The 13,865-nt window shown below is 64.6% G+C and carries 17 protein-coding genes; 7 read left to right on the top strand and 10 right to left on the bottom strand.

What is annotated here, in order from left to right:
* Both B5X90_RS20525 and B5X90_RS20520 read right to left on the bottom strand, forming a co-directional pair.
* Positions 1–294: hypothetical protein (locus B5X90_RS20525; RefSeq protein ID WP_079555738.1), on the bottom strand; the 294-nt coding region annotated here is incomplete at its 3' end.
* A 10-nt stretch (positions 295–304) separates the two neighbouring features.
* Complete coding sequence (locus B5X90_RS20520) at positions 305–1,024, bottom strand: GAF and ANTAR domain-containing protein (RefSeq protein ID WP_079555735.1); 720 nt, start codon at positions 1,022–1,024, stop codon at positions 305–307.
* Between the two features lie 461 nt (positions 1,025–1,485).
* On the opposite strand from B5X90_RS20520, the gene B5X90_RS20515 reads away from it, so the two are divergent.
* The 4 genes from B5X90_RS20515 to B5X90_RS20500 all read left to right on the top strand — a co-directional run bounded on the left by B5X90_RS20515 (position 1,486) and on the right by B5X90_RS20500 (position 4,253).
* A complete protein-coding gene (locus B5X90_RS20515; RefSeq protein ID WP_079555737.1) occupies positions 1,486–2,256 on the top strand; it encodes a GAF and ANTAR domain-containing protein in 771 nt (256 codons plus the stop codon).
* Positions 2,253–2,513 carry a hypothetical protein gene (locus tag B5X90_RS20510; RefSeq protein WP_079555734.1) on the top strand — a complete coding sequence of 87 codons (261 nt, stop codon included), beginning with the start codon at positions 2,253–2,255 and terminating at the stop codon, positions 2,511–2,513. The genes B5X90_RS20515 and B5X90_RS20510 overlap by 4 nt, the downstream gene beginning before the upstream one ends.
* 109 nt (positions 2,514–2,622) lie before the next feature.
* Positions 2,623–3,399: a GAF and ANTAR domain-containing protein gene (locus B5X90_RS20505; RefSeq protein WP_079555736.1), complete on the top strand. Its 777-nt coding sequence runs from the start codon at positions 2,623–2,625 to the stop codon at positions 3,397–3,399.
* A 512-nt stretch (positions 3,400–3,911) separates the two neighbouring features.
* Positions 3,912–4,253 (top strand): DUF3040 domain-containing protein, encoded by a 342-nt coding sequence (locus B5X90_RS20500; protein ID WP_079555733.1) that lies wholly within the window; start codon positions 3,912–3,914, stop codon positions 4,251–4,253.
* Positions 4,254–4,551: 298 nt separating this feature from the next.
* Here the strand turns inward: B5X90_RS20500 and B5X90_RS20495 are convergent, their stop codons facing one another.
* The 8 genes from B5X90_RS20495 to B5X90_RS20460 form a co-directional block, all read right to left on the bottom strand.
* Positions 4,552–4,971, bottom strand: a complete 420-nt coding sequence (locus tag B5X90_RS20495) for a hypothetical protein (protein ID WP_079555732.1) — start codon at positions 4,969–4,971, stop codon at positions 4,552–4,554.
* Positions 4,972–5,598: 627 nt separating this feature from the next.
* Positions 5,599–6,201 carry a Rho termination factor N-terminal domain-containing protein gene (locus B5X90_RS20490; RefSeq protein WP_079555731.1) on the bottom strand — a complete coding sequence of 201 codons (603 nt, stop codon included), beginning with the start codon at positions 6,199–6,201 and terminating at the stop codon, positions 5,599–5,601.
* 199 nt (positions 6,202–6,400) lie between these two features.
* Positions 6,401–7,543, bottom strand: a complete 1,143-nt coding sequence (locus tag B5X90_RS20485) for a glycosyltransferase family 9 protein (RefSeq protein ID WP_079555730.1) — start codon at positions 7,541–7,543, stop codon at positions 6,401–6,403.
* A 184-nt stretch (positions 7,544–7,727) separates the two neighbouring features.
* A complete protein-coding gene (locus B5X90_RS20480) occupies positions 7,728–8,663 on the bottom strand; it encodes a glycosyltransferase family 9 protein (RefSeq protein WP_143264855.1) in 936 nt (311 codons plus the stop codon).
* Positions 8,664–8,708: 45 nt separating this feature from the next.
* A complete protein-coding gene (locus B5X90_RS20475; protein ID WP_079555728.1) occupies positions 8,709–9,068 on the bottom strand; it encodes a hypothetical protein in 360 nt (119 codons plus the stop codon).
* Positions 9,069–9,286: 218 nt separating this feature from the next.
* Positions 9,287–9,490 (bottom strand): hypothetical protein, encoded by a 204-nt coding sequence (locus B5X90_RS20470; protein WP_079555727.1) that lies wholly within the window; start codon positions 9,488–9,490, stop codon positions 9,287–9,289.
* Positions 9,474–9,683 (bottom strand): hypothetical protein, encoded by a 210-nt coding sequence (locus B5X90_RS20465; RefSeq protein WP_079555726.1) that lies wholly within the window; start codon positions 9,681–9,683, stop codon positions 9,474–9,476. The genes B5X90_RS20470 and B5X90_RS20465 overlap by 17 nt, the downstream gene beginning before the upstream one ends.
* A gap of 236 nt (positions 9,684–9,919) precedes the next feature.
* Positions 9,920–10,369: a hypothetical protein gene (locus B5X90_RS20460; RefSeq protein ID WP_143264854.1), complete on the bottom strand. Its 450-nt coding sequence runs from the start codon at positions 10,367–10,369 to the stop codon at positions 9,920–9,922.
* A gap of 209 nt (positions 10,370–10,578) precedes the next feature.
* On the opposite strand from B5X90_RS20460, the gene B5X90_RS21125 reads away from it, so the two are divergent.
* The 3 genes from B5X90_RS21125 to B5X90_RS20450 all read left to right on the top strand — a co-directional run bounded on the left by B5X90_RS21125 (position 10,579) and on the right by B5X90_RS20450 (position 13,406).
* Positions 10,579–10,818, top strand: coding sequence for a hypothetical protein (locus B5X90_RS21125; protein ID WP_143264853.1), 240 nt, complete (start codon positions 10,579–10,581; stop codon positions 10,816–10,818).
* Positions 10,819–11,722: 904 nt separating this feature from the next.
* Positions 11,723–12,181, top strand: a complete 459-nt coding sequence (locus B5X90_RS20455) for a DUF4383 domain-containing protein (protein WP_079555724.1) — start codon at positions 11,723–11,725, stop codon at positions 12,179–12,181.
* Positions 12,182–12,275: 94 nt separating this feature from the next.
* Positions 12,276–13,406: a glutamate--cysteine ligase gene (locus B5X90_RS20450; protein ID WP_079555723.1), complete on the top strand. Its 1,131-nt coding sequence runs from the start codon at positions 12,276–12,278 to the stop codon at positions 13,404–13,406.
* Positions 13,407–13,865 lie beyond the last annotated feature (459 nt).

Here is a 13,865-nt window from a genome sequence, read left to right as displayed (position 1 = left end):
GGAGTCCGGCGCGTTTTGTTGTTCTGGCGTGTTTTCGTCTTGGAGTTCGCTGGAGTATGGGGCGCGGCTTCGGGGGATGTCGTCGATGAGTTCGTTGGCGGCCATGGCCAGGAGGTCTCTTTCGAGGACCGGCAATGACAGGAGTCCCTGGAGGTAGGCTTCGACTTCGTATTCGCCTGCGGCGCCGCCGAGGCTGAAGTATTTGAGCCAGAGGTCGCCAAGTTGGAGGTCGACGGCTTTGAGGGCGGCGCGGAGCATTCGCCGTTGTTCCGGTTCGTGTGGATCAAAACCCATGACGAGATCCCTAGTCCCGGCGTGTGGGCGTTCCGGCGATCAGGGCGGCGCTGACCTGCTGCAGGGGAGTGCTTTGTGCCCGGGCCAGACTCATGAGCATCTGCAGCGCGGGCTCGGGGCCGATCCCGTGACGTTCCATCAGTATTCCGCAGGCGCGGTTGATGGTATCCCTGCCGTGGAGCGCTGAGGCCAGGCTGTCACTGATCCGGTGGGGCGTCTCGTTTGCCTGGATGTGGGCCAGGAGTGTTGCAGCCGGCGTTGCGAACAGTTCCAGCAGCCTTGCGGTGCCTGTGTTGTAGGTGCCGGTCCCCGCGGAGTAGATTTTCAACGCCCCGATGCAGTCGCGTCCGGCAAGTAGCGGGGCGCTCAGCAGGGAGCGGATGGGTAGTTTGCTGATTGCCTGAGTCCATTCGGGCCAGCGGGGGTCGTTGCGGATGTCCTCAACGAAGACGGTTTCTTCGGCTGCCCAGGCTGTGAGGCAAGGGCCGCTGCCGAGCTCGTATTGGAGGGCGTCGGCGCGCAGTACGATCTGGTCTGTTGATCCGCTGCTGGTCCGGTTCCCCCGGGCGTCGATCAGGGACACGCCGGCGCCAACGGTCCCGGGTATGGCGTCCCTGATGGCCAGGGCGAGATGTTCGACGGCGCGGCCCACTTTTTCCTCGGTGAGGAGCAATCCACGGATCCGTGCAATGACCCTGGAAAGTTCATCCAGGGGGAGTTCGTGCGGCATGCTTATCGTCCACCTATTCCGGGCTCCGGTCCGCAGGCTGCCCTTCCATGCGGAGAACTTCACGGGCCCATGCGCTGTCTCCAGCTTAGACTCCCTGCCAGAACACGCCTACGCGCAGGGCTGCCGGTGGCCCCTTTTGCTGCCTGAATCTCCGGGACAGGCCCTGCCACCTGGTGCCTGTACCCGCATCCAGATGCCGGTCAATGCCCGGGACGCGTGCGGGCGGCACCCCGGGGGAGCGGCGCGCGCGCTGCGTGGGATCGTGACCGGGATGGTTTAGCCGCTGGATGAGGTGCTGTTCACCGGTGGCGGGTGGGAGTAGTGTCGGTGGAAGAGGGTGCCGGGGCGGTTGCAGGGGTCCGGCCGTTTGATTATCGGGGTCGTGTTGCGATCGAGAGTGCATGGCCGCCAGCCAGAGGTGCAGGGATGCTCCCTTGGTGTTCTTGGGAGCAGGGCCGCGCATGGCCGGGAACGGGATGGTACCGACGGCGGAGCAGCTCCAGGACCTGCTGCTCGAGAGCCCGGGGTTTACCGAGTTTCTGCTGGGCCTGACGACGATTTCGGCATCGTTGCTGGGCGGTGAGGATCCGATGCTGTGTGCCATCACGGTGGAGCGCGGTGCCGGACCCGCAACGGTGGCCAGCAGCACAGATGCCGCCCGGCGGCTCGATGAGATGCAGTACGAGTTCGATGAGGGGCCCTGCCTGAGCGCAGTGCGCGGGCAGCATGAGGTGTTGATTCCGGATCTCCACGCCGATGAGCGGTGGCGTTCCTACGCTCGGGTGGTCGCGGGCGAAGGCATCCGGTCGGTGCTGGCGGTGCCTATCGGCGCTGAGCCTCCGGCCCGGGCGGCACTGAACTGCTACTCGAAGGTTCCTGGAAGTTTTGATGAGAGTCTCGTGGCGGCCGTGAGGCAGCACGCGGGATCCATGTCCCCGATCCTTCGTCTGGCACTGCGGATCCATCTCCCGGAGCCCTACCCCGAGCATCTGCGTTCCGCGCTGCGTTCACGGGCGGTTGTCGACGCGGCGATAGCCCTGATTATGGTGCAGAACCGGTGCGGGCGGGACCAGGCCATGGGGATTCTCCAGCTGGCTTCGCGGGACAGCACCCGGCGGCTGCACGATATCGCCGCTGATATTCTCGCCCACTCCGGCCAGCCTCTGGTTGCGGAGCCGGGATCCGGCGGCAGGGGTGGCCTTGATGAAGGCAAGGACACGCAACCGCGATGAATGAGGGGCTCCGCGGCGGAGAGCAGCACGGTGAAACATCCGAGCACCGGCGGTGCGCCGCTGTCCGGTTTCGGCACGCACAGATCAGTCTTGATCGTCTTTGGGCGTATTACTACGGAATCGGCGGGGACGAGGATGAACTTGCCCTGGACGCGTACCTCCATGAGCTCGGCGACCTTTCACCCCTGCAGGTCCGGCTTGTGTTCCTCGCCATGGCTGAAATGGCCGCCGATAACAATCGTGAGGGTCCGCTATGACCACGTTCCCGAAGGAACCGCAGGTCCCCTTACGAAACCGGCGGGCACTGCGGCAGGAAAGATGGGCACTTCGGCCCGAGTCGATTCCCTGGAGAACAGAGGCAGCACCATGAACAGCACACCCGGGCCGCCCGGCGGGGGCACCCTTGGGGTCACCGCAGAGGATGCCGGCCGCCTCGCATATGACTTGCAGGACCTGGTGCTGGACAGCCCCGACGTGGAGGAATTCCTGACAGAGCTGGCAACGATGGCCGCAATGCAGCTTTCCACCGCGGCGGGCGGAGTGCTGTGCGGCGTCACCACGATCCGGAGGAAACACCCCGCCGCGGCAGCCAGCAGCGATCCGCGGGCACGCGCCATGGACGAACTGCAGAACGGGTTCGGCGACGGCCCGTGCCTGACCGCCCTCCGGGACAACAGAACCCTGTATGTTCCCGATCTGGCTGCCGAGACCCGGTGGGGCGACTACATCAGTGCGGTGGCGGCCCAAGGCATCGGGTCCATCTTGGCGGTCCCGCTGGATCTCGCCGGCGAAGCATCGGCGGTGCTCAACCTGTACTCCACCCGAACCGACGGATTCTCCGATGCCGATATCGCCAAAGCTGAATCGTTCGCCTCCCATGCAACGGGCTCCCTGCGCCTGGCACTCCGGATCGCCCACCTGCGCGAGGTGCACGACAACCTCAGCGCAGCCATGGACTCCCGCACCACAATCGACATGGCCATCGGCGCAGTCATGGCACAAAACCGGTGCAGCCGGGACGCCGCCTTCCGGATACTGGCCAACGCCTCCAACCACCGGAACGTCAAACTCCGGGACGTCGCGGCATCCATCATCGCCTCGATCTCGGGCGAGACCGACATCCAGACCCGCTTCGAGGAATAGCCCGTCGGTGTGAGACAGCAGCGGCCTTCGCAGCGGCGAAGGGCCGGGGCCCGGGCGCAGAACCAAGGATCCATTCTTGTGCCCGTCCACGCGCCTCGCCAGCCGGATGGCCCCCTCCGGTGACGAGCGGGGGCACGGGCTCTGCCGGTCTACTTTTGCCGAACAGCTCCTGGATCTGTGAAACCGTGAGAATGTTCAGCACCCCACAAAGCCGGCCCTCAACCGATGTCCCTGCTCCGTGGCATGTCTTCCTGCGGCGTTCACGCCGTCGCCCTGCGAGGGGATCCAATCAACGCCGAGCAGGCATGTTTCTCAAGAGCGCATCCGCCCGAGTGATCCCGTGGGCAGACGGAAACACGATCCCTCGGAGAAGAGTGAAGGAAGCGGAAGCCCATGGAATGAGTCCAGGAAGAGACAGATAATAGAAAACGCCAACACGAATGCCCAAGGACCGGGGAACGGGCGTCATTGTTCCGGACTCTGGGCTCTAATTGCGGGGGAGGAAGGTTCCCGTGCCGTTGTCTGATGACGAGCGCAGACGACTTGAAAAAATTGAGCAGGACCTGGCCGTAACCGACCCGCAACTGAACCTGGCACTGCAGTCCGGACGGCCCCGCGGCTTGGCCGCACGTGGGGTTACCGGGGTTCTGGCGATTTTGCTTGGTTTTGCCCTGATCATCATGGGAATCCCCACCCAAATCACGGCCATCGGCGTGTGCGGATTTCTCGTGATGTGCGCGGGTGCCGACTGGCTCCTCCGAGGGCTGCGCCCGCTGGACCGGTTCAGGTTTCGCACCACCATGCAGAGTGACGGAAGATCGTCCCCGTCGGACTCCGAACCCGGAAGCACATAATCCAGCCATCCGCGCCGACCTGGCTTTCCATCACCCCGGTACACAAACGCCGGAGCGGGGGAGAGCCGGACACGGAGATCCGTGACGGAAGGGTGCAGCCGGAGGCCGCGGGGGCCCGTGTTTGGGGCTGGCGGCCCGGCAGATCAGCCAGGATAGGGATTCATCGTCGACCGTGACGTTCACACCCAGGCCATGTCCCGGACATACCTCACCCTGGGGTGAACCGCGCTGGACCCGTGTCCCCTTGACCGGTGTCCTTCGGAGGGGCCGTGCCCTGAGTACCGGGAGTTCTCTGCGGTCAGGTTCTCTCGTCCGGGAGCACCAGCCGGAAGCCGCACGGACACTCAAGCAAACGGATTTCGAGGCGCACTTGCAGTGGATTCCCGGATTTTTCGTCGGCGGTGCGGCCGTCGAGGCAGAGCACTCCCAAACCGGTTTCCCGCATGGCCTGCCGGCAGTGGATGTACTGCCCGCCGAATACGAGGACGTCCTGTGGTCCTTCATTTACGTTCAGGGCCCCGGCGAACTCGGCGGGATCGGCCACCTGGCGGTACGCCACCCAGCACCGGGTGCAGGTGTAGGAGACGATCACCGGGTCACCGGAGCCCGGGGAAGGAGGCGTGATGGAGCTGATGAACAGATCAGAGTCCGTGCCGCAGCGGTCGCAGCACAGCTGAGGCTTCGGGCGGGGCGCGGGGTGTTTCGGGTACTTGGACATGGCTAGGCCGCCGAGGGCGGGCCGGCAAGGTCGGAGGCTTCTGCCCCAGCGCCCCTTATCCACAAGCCGCAGGCGTGCATATTGCCCCAGAAACGGGGCATGCCGGCGTGGAATGTGACCTGCTGCTCAGGCTCCAGGTCGTGGAACCGAAGAGATACCGCCTGACATGCATCCTGTTGAGAGCCTCGGAGGTGACCGGGCAATCGGCCTCGGATCCGGGGGCCGGTGCCAGGTTCAGGAACTGCTCCTCGTGCAAGGCGGGCCATCGAAGGCCTTCTTTCGGCACGTGCAATATTTGCCGCCATGTGGCTATAGCGGCGTTCCTTGCCGGTCCTGCACCCGAGCGGCAAGGCTGGCCCGGCCTCTGCGAGACGGAGCCTGAGTCCGAATCTACCGATGACGGCCAGTTCCTGTCCAGAGCAAGCGGCGGGCTTTCCTCCTCTCCGGAGGACGTGATCATTACTGCAGGCAGACGCCTCCTGCCGCAGCGGACGTCACCTTGGAGCTGGAGCCCCGCGATGAAATTATTCTGCTGCAGCCAGCGCCCAGCGCTCCCCTTTAGGCTGTGATCGGCCAGCCGGTCCGGGCCAGCTGGCCATGATCGCGCCATGCAAACCAGAAGCAGCCCTAGTCGTCTTCACGTTCCGGATTCTCGAGTCTGAAGAAGTTGGATTGCGTTCCGTCGGTGCGCTGCTCCTGATAGATGAAATTCAGGCCGCGGCCATCAAAAGTGTTGAACCATTCCTCCCAGCTGACGCGCCGAAGATTGCTGTCCTCACCGCCAAAATCAATCCGCAGAACGCCCAGCTGGTCGCCGTGACCGGTGCCTTCGACTGTGGCCGGGGCGCCGCCCCTCTCTTCTGCCCACTGCCTGATCACCTGGTGGTGGGTTGTTGCCAGGCTCCGCCCTTCGCGTTCCGGCTCGTCCTCGGTGGAGGTGACCTCCTGAGAGTACTTCAACGAGCTGGATGAATCCTTGCCGTGCCGGATCCTGCCTCCGTCGGGCCCGGCCCCCAGGTCCTCCGCGCCGGAGTCGGGGTGATCTGCTGTTGCCCCTCCGGAGCGCGCATCGCCGACTTCCTTCACGAGCTCCTCTTTGCGCATGCCCGATGCCCCGCTGATGTTTTTGTCTTTGGCTTCCCTGCGGAGCTCATCGACCTTCATTTCCCGCAGCTCGGTCTCGCTGACCTCCGCGGCATCCTGCGTCTCATTGGCCCGCTTCTCAGTCATGGCAATTCCTCCTCACTTAGTCCGCACCACATACTAAGGGTACTTATGGTCTAGTCCTCGGCGCGGGCATCGTCAACCTTTGGTGGGTGCGTGAGGCGAGACCGACCGAGCTTGTTCTCTCACCGTACTTCGCGTCCCCGGCCACCCGCAGTGGGGTCAAGAAAGCGCTGCAACCTGGCCAGTACTCGCCAGGGCGGGTTCAGGAATGTGAATCAAAACTGGCTCGGGCAAGGGTCTTGACGTCGGCCAGAACGTCTTCGGGCCGAATGGGGCTGAGCAGTGAGGGGTCATGCGGACAGCGGGCCGCCGTGTAGCCCACTTGGGTCACGTCGACATCGCAATTGGGGCAGTGGGTGACCCAGGAGAGATGAGCCCGGTGCAGCCCCCGCCCTAGCGGTCCTGCATTGATGAGGTTGCCGGCCCAATAGAGTCCAACGGTCGGCGTCCCTACAGCCTGGGCCAGGTGCCGTGGTCCGCTGTCGTTACCCAGGAACACCGTGCAGCGGGCCAGCAGAGCTGCCAACGTGCCCAGGTCAAGTAGGCCAGCCAGCGACCTCACCTGCCCGGACGATGCCGCGGGGACAACTTTTGCGGCGAGGTCCTTGTCGCAACCCGCGCCGACCACGACGACGGTATACCCCTCAGCCGCACAAGCTGCCGCTACCTGCCTGAAGAACTCCACCGGCCAGCGGCGCCGCGGATCGGACGCGCCGGGGTGAATGGCGAGCAGAGGGGGAACGAACGGGTGAAGCAGGCTCTCGGCCTTTTGTACGAACGCCGGAAAAGGACTTAGGCGTGCCTCCAATTCAACGGGCGGAGCACCGACGAGGCCGACGACTTCCAGGGCCCGTAGGGGCTCATGCTGGTAGTAGTGATAGGGAAGCGAACGATCCAGTTCCGCGGCATCGGCCGTCCGTAGTCCCGCGGACAATCGGGCTCCCAGCCGGCGCACGAACGGGTTCGAAAACCGCCCTCCGCCGTGGAGCTGGATGGCGAGGTCGAAATGCTCGGACGTCGTTTCGTCGAAGAATTTGTCGACCTCGCCGGGATTCTCCGGTCCTGGCCGGACGCCCTCTGAAAACGGCAGGATGCGCACATGCTGTATGGGCGAGTGAGTGCTCCGAAGCAGCTCGCGGTGCCCGGGAGTTCCGAGTAAGGTCAGCGCTGCCTCGGGATACGCTGCCCGCAGGGCTGCAGCTGCGGGAAGTGCGAACATGAGGTCCCCGAGGCCGCCGCCCCGAAGTACGGCGATCTTGGTGACTCCTGACAGTTTCTCGAGAACCGGACCTACACCCCAACCAATGACCTTGGCACCACCTGGCTCTATCCTCGGTTCGTCCACAGCCGACTCCTTGGTCGCAGGGCCGGTTGCCCTTTCGATACGGTGTTGCACCTGGCTGATCTCAGCGCCAGCTGCCGTTACACCATCCGTACCCCTGTGTGGTCCCCAGAAACGCCCTGCCGGCAAAGTAGTGCCAAAGATGCAGCACCCCAAAAGCCGGGCAGGAGGACTGTTCGCCGGGGCTTTACAGGAGCCCGAGCCGGCGTACCGCCTCCAGTACCTCAGCGACCTCGACGCCAAGAAGGGCAGGGTCTGGCTCGGAGGCAAAAGTGTCTCCTCTGCGCAGCTCCGCCCTTGTCAGGACTATATGCGGACCGGGCGGTGGGCCCCAGTGATCCGGGGAAGCCGGACCAAAAAGTACCACCGATGGGCGCCCGTATGCTGTTGCGAGGTGGGCGGCGCCGGTATCGGCTGACACTACGAGCCGGGATTCAGCGATGATTGCCGCGAAGCCGGCGAGGGATTGTTGACCAGCCAGCACCCTTTCCTGGCCAAGACCGGCGAGTTCGGCAATCCGGGCGGCGCGCGGCCGCTCAGCGGCACTGCCCGTGAAAACTACATCATGCCCGGTTTTTGATAAAGCAGCAGCAACCTGGGCAAACCGGGATTCGGGCCAAAGCCGGCTGCCGTAGGCAGCTCCCGGATGGACGACCGTAGCGGAGGGCCGGGCTGATCCAACTGCTGGCAGGTTCAGGAAAAAATCTCCGGGATCGGCGTCCATGCCGTGCCATTGCAGCAACCGCACCCAGCGCTGGCGTTCATGGACGTCGTCCTCCCATGGCGGCCCCGGCCGGTGCTCGGAGGCATGCCCAATGATCCGCTGGGGCCGGAGGGCTTCGAGCAGGGAATCGCTTTCCGGACCCCTGCCGTGCATATTGACCGCGACGTTCACCTGGCCGGGCGTCAGGGCGAGAGGTACGTCGAGCCCATGGGTTGGAAATAATTCGAAACCGCCCACCAGAGAGACCGCATCTGTCAGCCAGGCCTGGGCGGCGTACAAGAGCCGATATGCGGGGAATGCCCGCCGCAATGCGTGCAAAGCGGGCACGGCGACCAGCAGGTCGCCTAGCTTCAGCGCCCTCAATACAAGCACAACCGGACGGCCGTCGGATTGGCGCACTGCAGCACCTCCCGGTTCAATAGGTCCCTAATGCACGCAAGTGAACTAGATCGAGCTGCCCCCGAACTTCCAGCAGCCTGAGCAGCTGGCCGTGCATGGAGAGCTCGGTATTGCGGCACAGGCGCGGTCCTGGGGGAACCCGTCCTCGTTCGCACGGTTTTTCCCGGCCTTTTGCCGGGCCTGGTTCTGATGCTGTTCGAGTTTCGTTTCGGCGTCCCGGCGCCGGGCGCCGATGGCCCGTAATTGTCCTTTGGTCGGGTGGCGGTGTTCCCGCTCCCAGGCATGGTCGTTGACGCCCGTCCGGGTGCCGGCCTCTTGTCCAGCAGCCCCTGGCTGCTTGCCCGGCTCCGGGGTGGCGGAGCGGGCGGCGGTGGTTCCGGCTTCAGAATCCAACTTGGTGCGCATCAGAGTCTCCAGCATTGCACTGAGGCCCGCACTGCAGGAGCCGTCCCATCATCCCGGCGGACCGGAATGGTAGACCTACGCTATACCGTGCTGGAACTTCCGGAAAAGACCCAGCGGGGGTGCTTCGGCCACCATCCGCTTCAGATCATCCCCGTTCTGGGGTCCGCCGGGGCGTACTAGTGCGCAGCGGAGGTTCAGGGCGGCGTCCGAGATCGGATCTAGAGGGACTCCGGGGCCGGGATCTGCCCCTGCACGCGCAACAGGCCCGTGCTGATGATGCCGGAGACGGAGAGAAATTCCCCGGCCGGGACGGTGAAGGATTGCAGGAAGAATGACGGGGGCGGGACACCTCCGGCGGCGGGGACAGGCTGACCGCCGCGGTCCGCCAGCCCGGGGACTGAAGTCTCAGCCTGCTGTTTCAAGCGACAAATCATCCAACGCGCAGGCAAGAGCGCCCTCGTCGAAGCATTCAACCGGCAAGAGTTCGTGGATGCAGGCATCCAAATCGAAAGGACTGCAGTACCCGCCGTGGTTCCAATAGGAAATCCACAGGTCGATCACGGCCAGTGACTTCCGCCGCAACAGGATCCTCGCCGTCCGCCGTACGTCGTCCATAACCAATCCTTGCTTCTGCTCCCGGCATCCCACAAGAGCGGCAATCGGCGGCAAGCCAGCCGTGGGCTGCCGAAGAGAACCCGGGCCACGCCGGGATGGGTACAGTCGCGACTTTCGGTGCCCGCAGTCTTCGGACCCTGTTACGCTCCGGCCAGCAGCATGACGGCCGCGGCCAGCGGTTGTTCCGGCGTCAGGCGCAGCGGGCTCTCCTGGTCTGGCACCGGTCCGGAACGGGGTCAGGGCTCTTGCCGATCCTGTCGCGGACCCTGAGCATCAGGGGCCGGGAAGCGAACGTCCGGTGTCGTGTGCTTGACGTAGGCGGCGGCCCCGAGGCCCGGGCCGGCGTAGGTGTTGATCAGTTCCGGTGCGCCGGTCACGTCCACGAAAAGGTCGCGGACCCAGGCCGGAGCCGTCAGAATGCTGAAGTCCGGGTTGGGTATGTCGTTGCGGTACTGGCGAAAGAGCCGGTTCTTCTTTCCGTTGCCGATCAGATCTACGCGGAGGGCGGTGAAGGGTTCATCCTCGGCGGCGGCACTGATCCGGATGACCGCCAGGCCGGGGGTGAAGGGGCTGCCTGTGTGCAGGTCGGCCACCTGCTGGTTCGGCGCCAGAACAACTCTCCACTCACGGTACCGGCCGGTGGAGGCCACCATGGACATAACCGTAGGGGTGGAGGTCTTGGTCATCGAAGTCGCCCTCCTCATCGTCGGGAGTCGGGACCGCCGCCAGCGCTGGGAAGGAGCGGCGGCATTGATGCCGACGCGCCCATCTGGCCACTTCATGACCGTTCAAACTGGCTGGATATCCACTTAAGATAAGCATGCTTAGCGTCCGCCCTCAAGGGGTAACTAATACGCAGAAAAGACAATGGCTTTCGAAGGTATGGGGGTACGAGATGAATCCGGAACTTGAACACCTGCGCGCACTGGCCGAGGCGATCAGGAGAGCCGAAACAGCCGTTGACGCAGCCTATGTCAGCCTGTGCGATTCGGCGACGTCTCTGCTGAGATCCGGCGAAGCGACGCTCTGCGAGGTCAGCGAAGCCTCCGGGCTGAATCAGGGAGAACTGCTTGATTTGCTGAGCAAAAGAGCCCCAAGGTACCCGATAGGCTTAACGGGGCAAGGCCATGGCTGAGTCATTGCTTCCCAAGGCGAGTATCGCCGGGGGACGAATCCGCCGCCCGCGCCACCGCCCCGGGCCCACGGGGGACTGGGCGACGCCGCCAACCCTGGGGCCGCTGTCGGCAGCCCGTGGCCCGGCCCAGTGCGCGGCCAAGCGGAGCATCCTGGACAACGTTCCGTTCGTGACCGACATCCCAACCCGGACGGGCGGCACCAGCGGGTACGTGCTCATATGCCTCGGCTCGGTCTACCGCCATCATCCGGACGGCCGGGAAGGCTGTGGTTGGACGGCCAGGCGGATGGGCTCCAGGCGGACAGGGAACAGTTGAGCCCACGCGCCGCGCAGCTCAAACGCCCTCCGTCCTGACAGCAGCCGGCATCGTCGGCGCGAGGAGCTGGAGGAAGACTTGCCGGGCCGAGACCCGGTCCCCAACTGCACCGGCGCCGCCCTCACGGCGTCAAGATCATCCAGGCGATCAAGGAAGAAAACCCAGGCGACCCTCGACCCGCGGATGTGGCCAGCACGCAGGCGCCCGCCCCGGTCGCGGTCAAGGACCGCCCCCTACTTCCCGCCGGACAGGACCTGAACGGGGAAGCGGGCCAGCGGTGCCCGAATCAAGCACTCTCCCGCCCCGGTTCCAGTCCTCGTCCCCTCTTTCCGGTCGGCTCGGGGGATGCGGTGGTGCACTCTAAGTCGCGTCTTAGGTCCCGAGGACGACGGCCGGATGCAGGTCGAGCGCATGGGGAGCCCCCGGTGTTAAGGCGGCGCATACCCGGGCCCCGGAACCAGATGCAGAAATTGTCCTGTTACCTTTACCTCGTAATAGTAATCATGCTTACCATATGGGTAGGCATGCGAAGCCGTCGGGTGAAGCGGCCGGCAAGACTAGGAGCTTTCAACGCAAGGAGTGTGCATAATGGCCAATACCCGCCGCGTAGCCCGGCAGCGGACCAACGTGCAGAAGGCCGCTCTGGCGGTCGGTGCGGTTTTCCTGGCTGTCGGCATCCTGGGGTTCGTTCCCGGGCTGACCACCAATTACGACGCCCTCTTGTATGCCGGGCATGAATCCGGGGCCCTGCTCCTGGGTGTCTTCCAAGTCTCCGTCCTGCACAACGTTGTGCACCTGATCTTCGGCGTTGTTGGCCTGCTGATGGCCCGAAGCCGCACGCAGGCCAAAAATTTCCTGCTTTTTGGCGGCATTGTCTATCTGATCCTGTGGATCTACGGGCTCCTGGTTGGCCATGACACCGCGGCGAATTTCGTGCCGGTCAACAACGCGGACAACTGGCTCCACCTCCTGCTGGGCATCGGCATGATCGCCTTGGCCCTGCTGCTCACCCGCGAGAGGTCCCGGTCCACAGCCGCGCAACGCTGAGAGGACCCATGAGAGGGCTCGAATGGCTGTGTAGCCCAGGGGCAGGGCTGTGCCGGGCGTTGGTGAATGTCGGCGGTTCGGGCAGACTTGCTCTATGCGAAGCTTCGGGGTCGAAGAAGAGTTTCTGCTCGTAGACGCGCCAACGGGTGAGCACGCTGCAGTCGCCGCCGGCATACTCGCAGGCGCGGCTGCTCAGGAGGCCAAGCGCACAGCGCGGCCCCCTGGCAGCCGGGCGGTGCCAGCACCAGACCACTCACTGACCGCGGAGGTGCAGCGGGAGCAGGTTGAAGCGGTATCCGCCCCTTTCACCGGTCTGCCTGAGCTGGCGAAGGCGCTTCGGGAGGGCCGGGCGGAGGCCAACCGCCAGGCCACCATGTTCGGGGCCAGAATCGCCGCCGTGGGCACCTCTTCTCTGCCGGCATTGCCGCATCTGTCCGAGTCGCCCCGGTACCGGACGATGGAAAAGCGATTCGGGCTGGCCCTGCGGGAGCAGTTGCTGTGCGGATTCCACGTCCACGTCTCGGTCGAGTCCCCCCAGGAGGGAGTCGCCGTCCTGGACCGGATCAGGATCTGGCTTCCGCTCCTGATCGCAATGTCCGCAAACTCCCCCTTTTGGCAGGGTAAGGACACCGGCTATGAAAGTTTCCGTTACCAGGTCTGGAGGCGGTGGCCAACAGCAGGACCGACCGAAATCTTCGGTTCTGCCGAGGCCTATCAGGATTTGGTGACAATGCTGCTTTCCTGCGATGTCCTCCTTGACGGGGGCATGATCTACTTTGACGCCCGTCTTTCACAGACCTATCCGACAGTGGAGATCCGCGTCATGGATGTTTGTACCGAACCGGGCCACGCTGTGGCTTTGGCTGCCATGTCGCGCGCCCTGGTCGAAACGGCGGCCAGGGAGTGGGCTGATGGAAAACCGGCCCCGGCAGTTCCTGCCGAAATGCTTCGCCTGGCCTCATGGCGAGCCAGCAGGTTTGGAGTAGGCGATGACCTGGTCCACCCGACGCTGAACCGGCCCCTTCCGGCGCACCAATGCGTTGACGCTCTCCTGGAATTCATCGGCCCGGCTTTAGCCGAAACCGGAGACAGGGCGCTGGTTGAGGAATCCGTGGCGGATATCTTTGCCAAAGGAAACGGTGCCCGTCAACAACGGGCAGTGATGGCCAGTACGGGGAACTTCCGCAAGGTCCTGCTGGAAGCCGCGGAACGCACGGCCGAGTGAGCCCCGCCGGAAGCAGTGTCCTGGGCTAACATAACCGGATCCGTTCCCGGTCAAGTTCGTCGTCGGCTCACACGGGCCACGCTCCGGGGCAAGCCCGCGGGGCAAGCCGCCGCCTCTTCCCGCTGTTCAGCCCGGGCTTTTCCGCATGTGTGACCCACTGGTGCACTGGTGCCAGGCACACCGACGGTGATCGTGAAGTTCACGCTATTGTTCAGCGGTTCTCATTGGACGGCCAAGGGCAGGAGGTCAGGAGGTTGCCGGTTGTACGTCCTGCCGGACGCCGTTCAGGCCTGGAGCGCGCGGACATCCGCGCGTGGTTACTGAAAAGGATGTCCTCGATGCTGGACAGCAGGCTGTTGTCGTGGTGGATCCTGTCCGGCGTTTCCCCCCTTCCGTGAACGTCGGTCACCAACGTACTGACCCGGCCGCCCTCCGGTCCGCCGGCTGTCCCGCGGGGGG

Source organism: Arthrobacter sp. 49Tsu3.1M3, from assembly GCF_900168135.1.
GTDB lineage: Bacteria > Actinomycetota > Actinomycetes > Actinomycetales > Micrococcaceae > Arthrobacter.
The sequence above is the reverse complement of the archived record's forward strand: the minus strand, read 5'-3'. Positions and strand labels throughout refer to the sequence as shown.

What these genes read in the sequence shown, in the direction of transcription:
- B5X90_RS20520 (WP_079555735.1), bottom strand. Translation starts at nt 1,024, where the DNA reads ATGCCGCACGAACTCCCCCTGGATGAACTTTCCAGGGTCATTGCACGG.
- B5X90_RS20515 (WP_079555737.1), top strand. Translation starts at nt 1,486, where the DNA reads ATGGCCGGGAACGGGATGGTACCGACGGCGGAGCAGCTCCAGGACCTG.
- B5X90_RS20510 (WP_079555734.1), top strand. Translation starts at nt 2,253, where the DNA reads ATGAATGAGGGGCTCCGCGGCGGAGAGCAGCACGGTGAAACATCCGAG.
- B5X90_RS20505 (WP_079555736.1), top strand. Translation starts at nt 2,623, where the DNA reads ATGAACAGCACACCCGGGCCGCCCGGCGGGGGCACCCTTGGGGTCACC.
- B5X90_RS20495 (WP_079555732.1), bottom strand. Translation starts at nt 4,971, where the DNA reads ATGTCCAAGTACCCGAAACACCCCGCGCCCCGCCCGAAGCCTCAGCTG.
- B5X90_RS20490 (WP_079555731.1), bottom strand. Translation starts at nt 6,201, where the DNA reads ATGACTGAGAAGCGGGCCAATGAGACGCAGGATGCCGCGGAGGTCAGC.
- B5X90_RS20475 (WP_079555728.1), bottom strand. Translation starts at nt 9,068, where the DNA reads ATGCGCACCAAGTTGGATTCTGAAGCCGGAACCACCGCCGCCCGCTCC.
- B5X90_RS20465 (WP_079555726.1), bottom strand. Translation starts at nt 9,683, where the DNA reads ATGGACGACGTACGGCGGACGGCGAGGATCCTGTTGCGGCGGAAGTCA.
- B5X90_RS20460 (WP_143264854.1), bottom strand. Translation starts at nt 10,369, where the DNA reads ATGACCAAGACCTCCACCCCTACGGTTATGTCCATGGTGGCCTCCACC.
- B5X90_RS21125 (WP_143264853.1), top strand. Translation starts at nt 10,579, where the DNA reads ATGAATCCGGAACTTGAACACCTGCGCGCACTGGCCGAGGCGATCAGG.
- B5X90_RS20455 (WP_079555724.1), top strand. Translation starts at nt 11,723, where the DNA reads ATGGCCAATACCCGCCGCGTAGCCCGGCAGCGGACCAACGTGCAGAAG.
- B5X90_RS20450 (WP_079555723.1), top strand. Translation starts at nt 12,276, where the DNA reads ATGCGAAGCTTCGGGGTCGAAGAAGAGTTTCTGCTCGTAGACGCGCCA.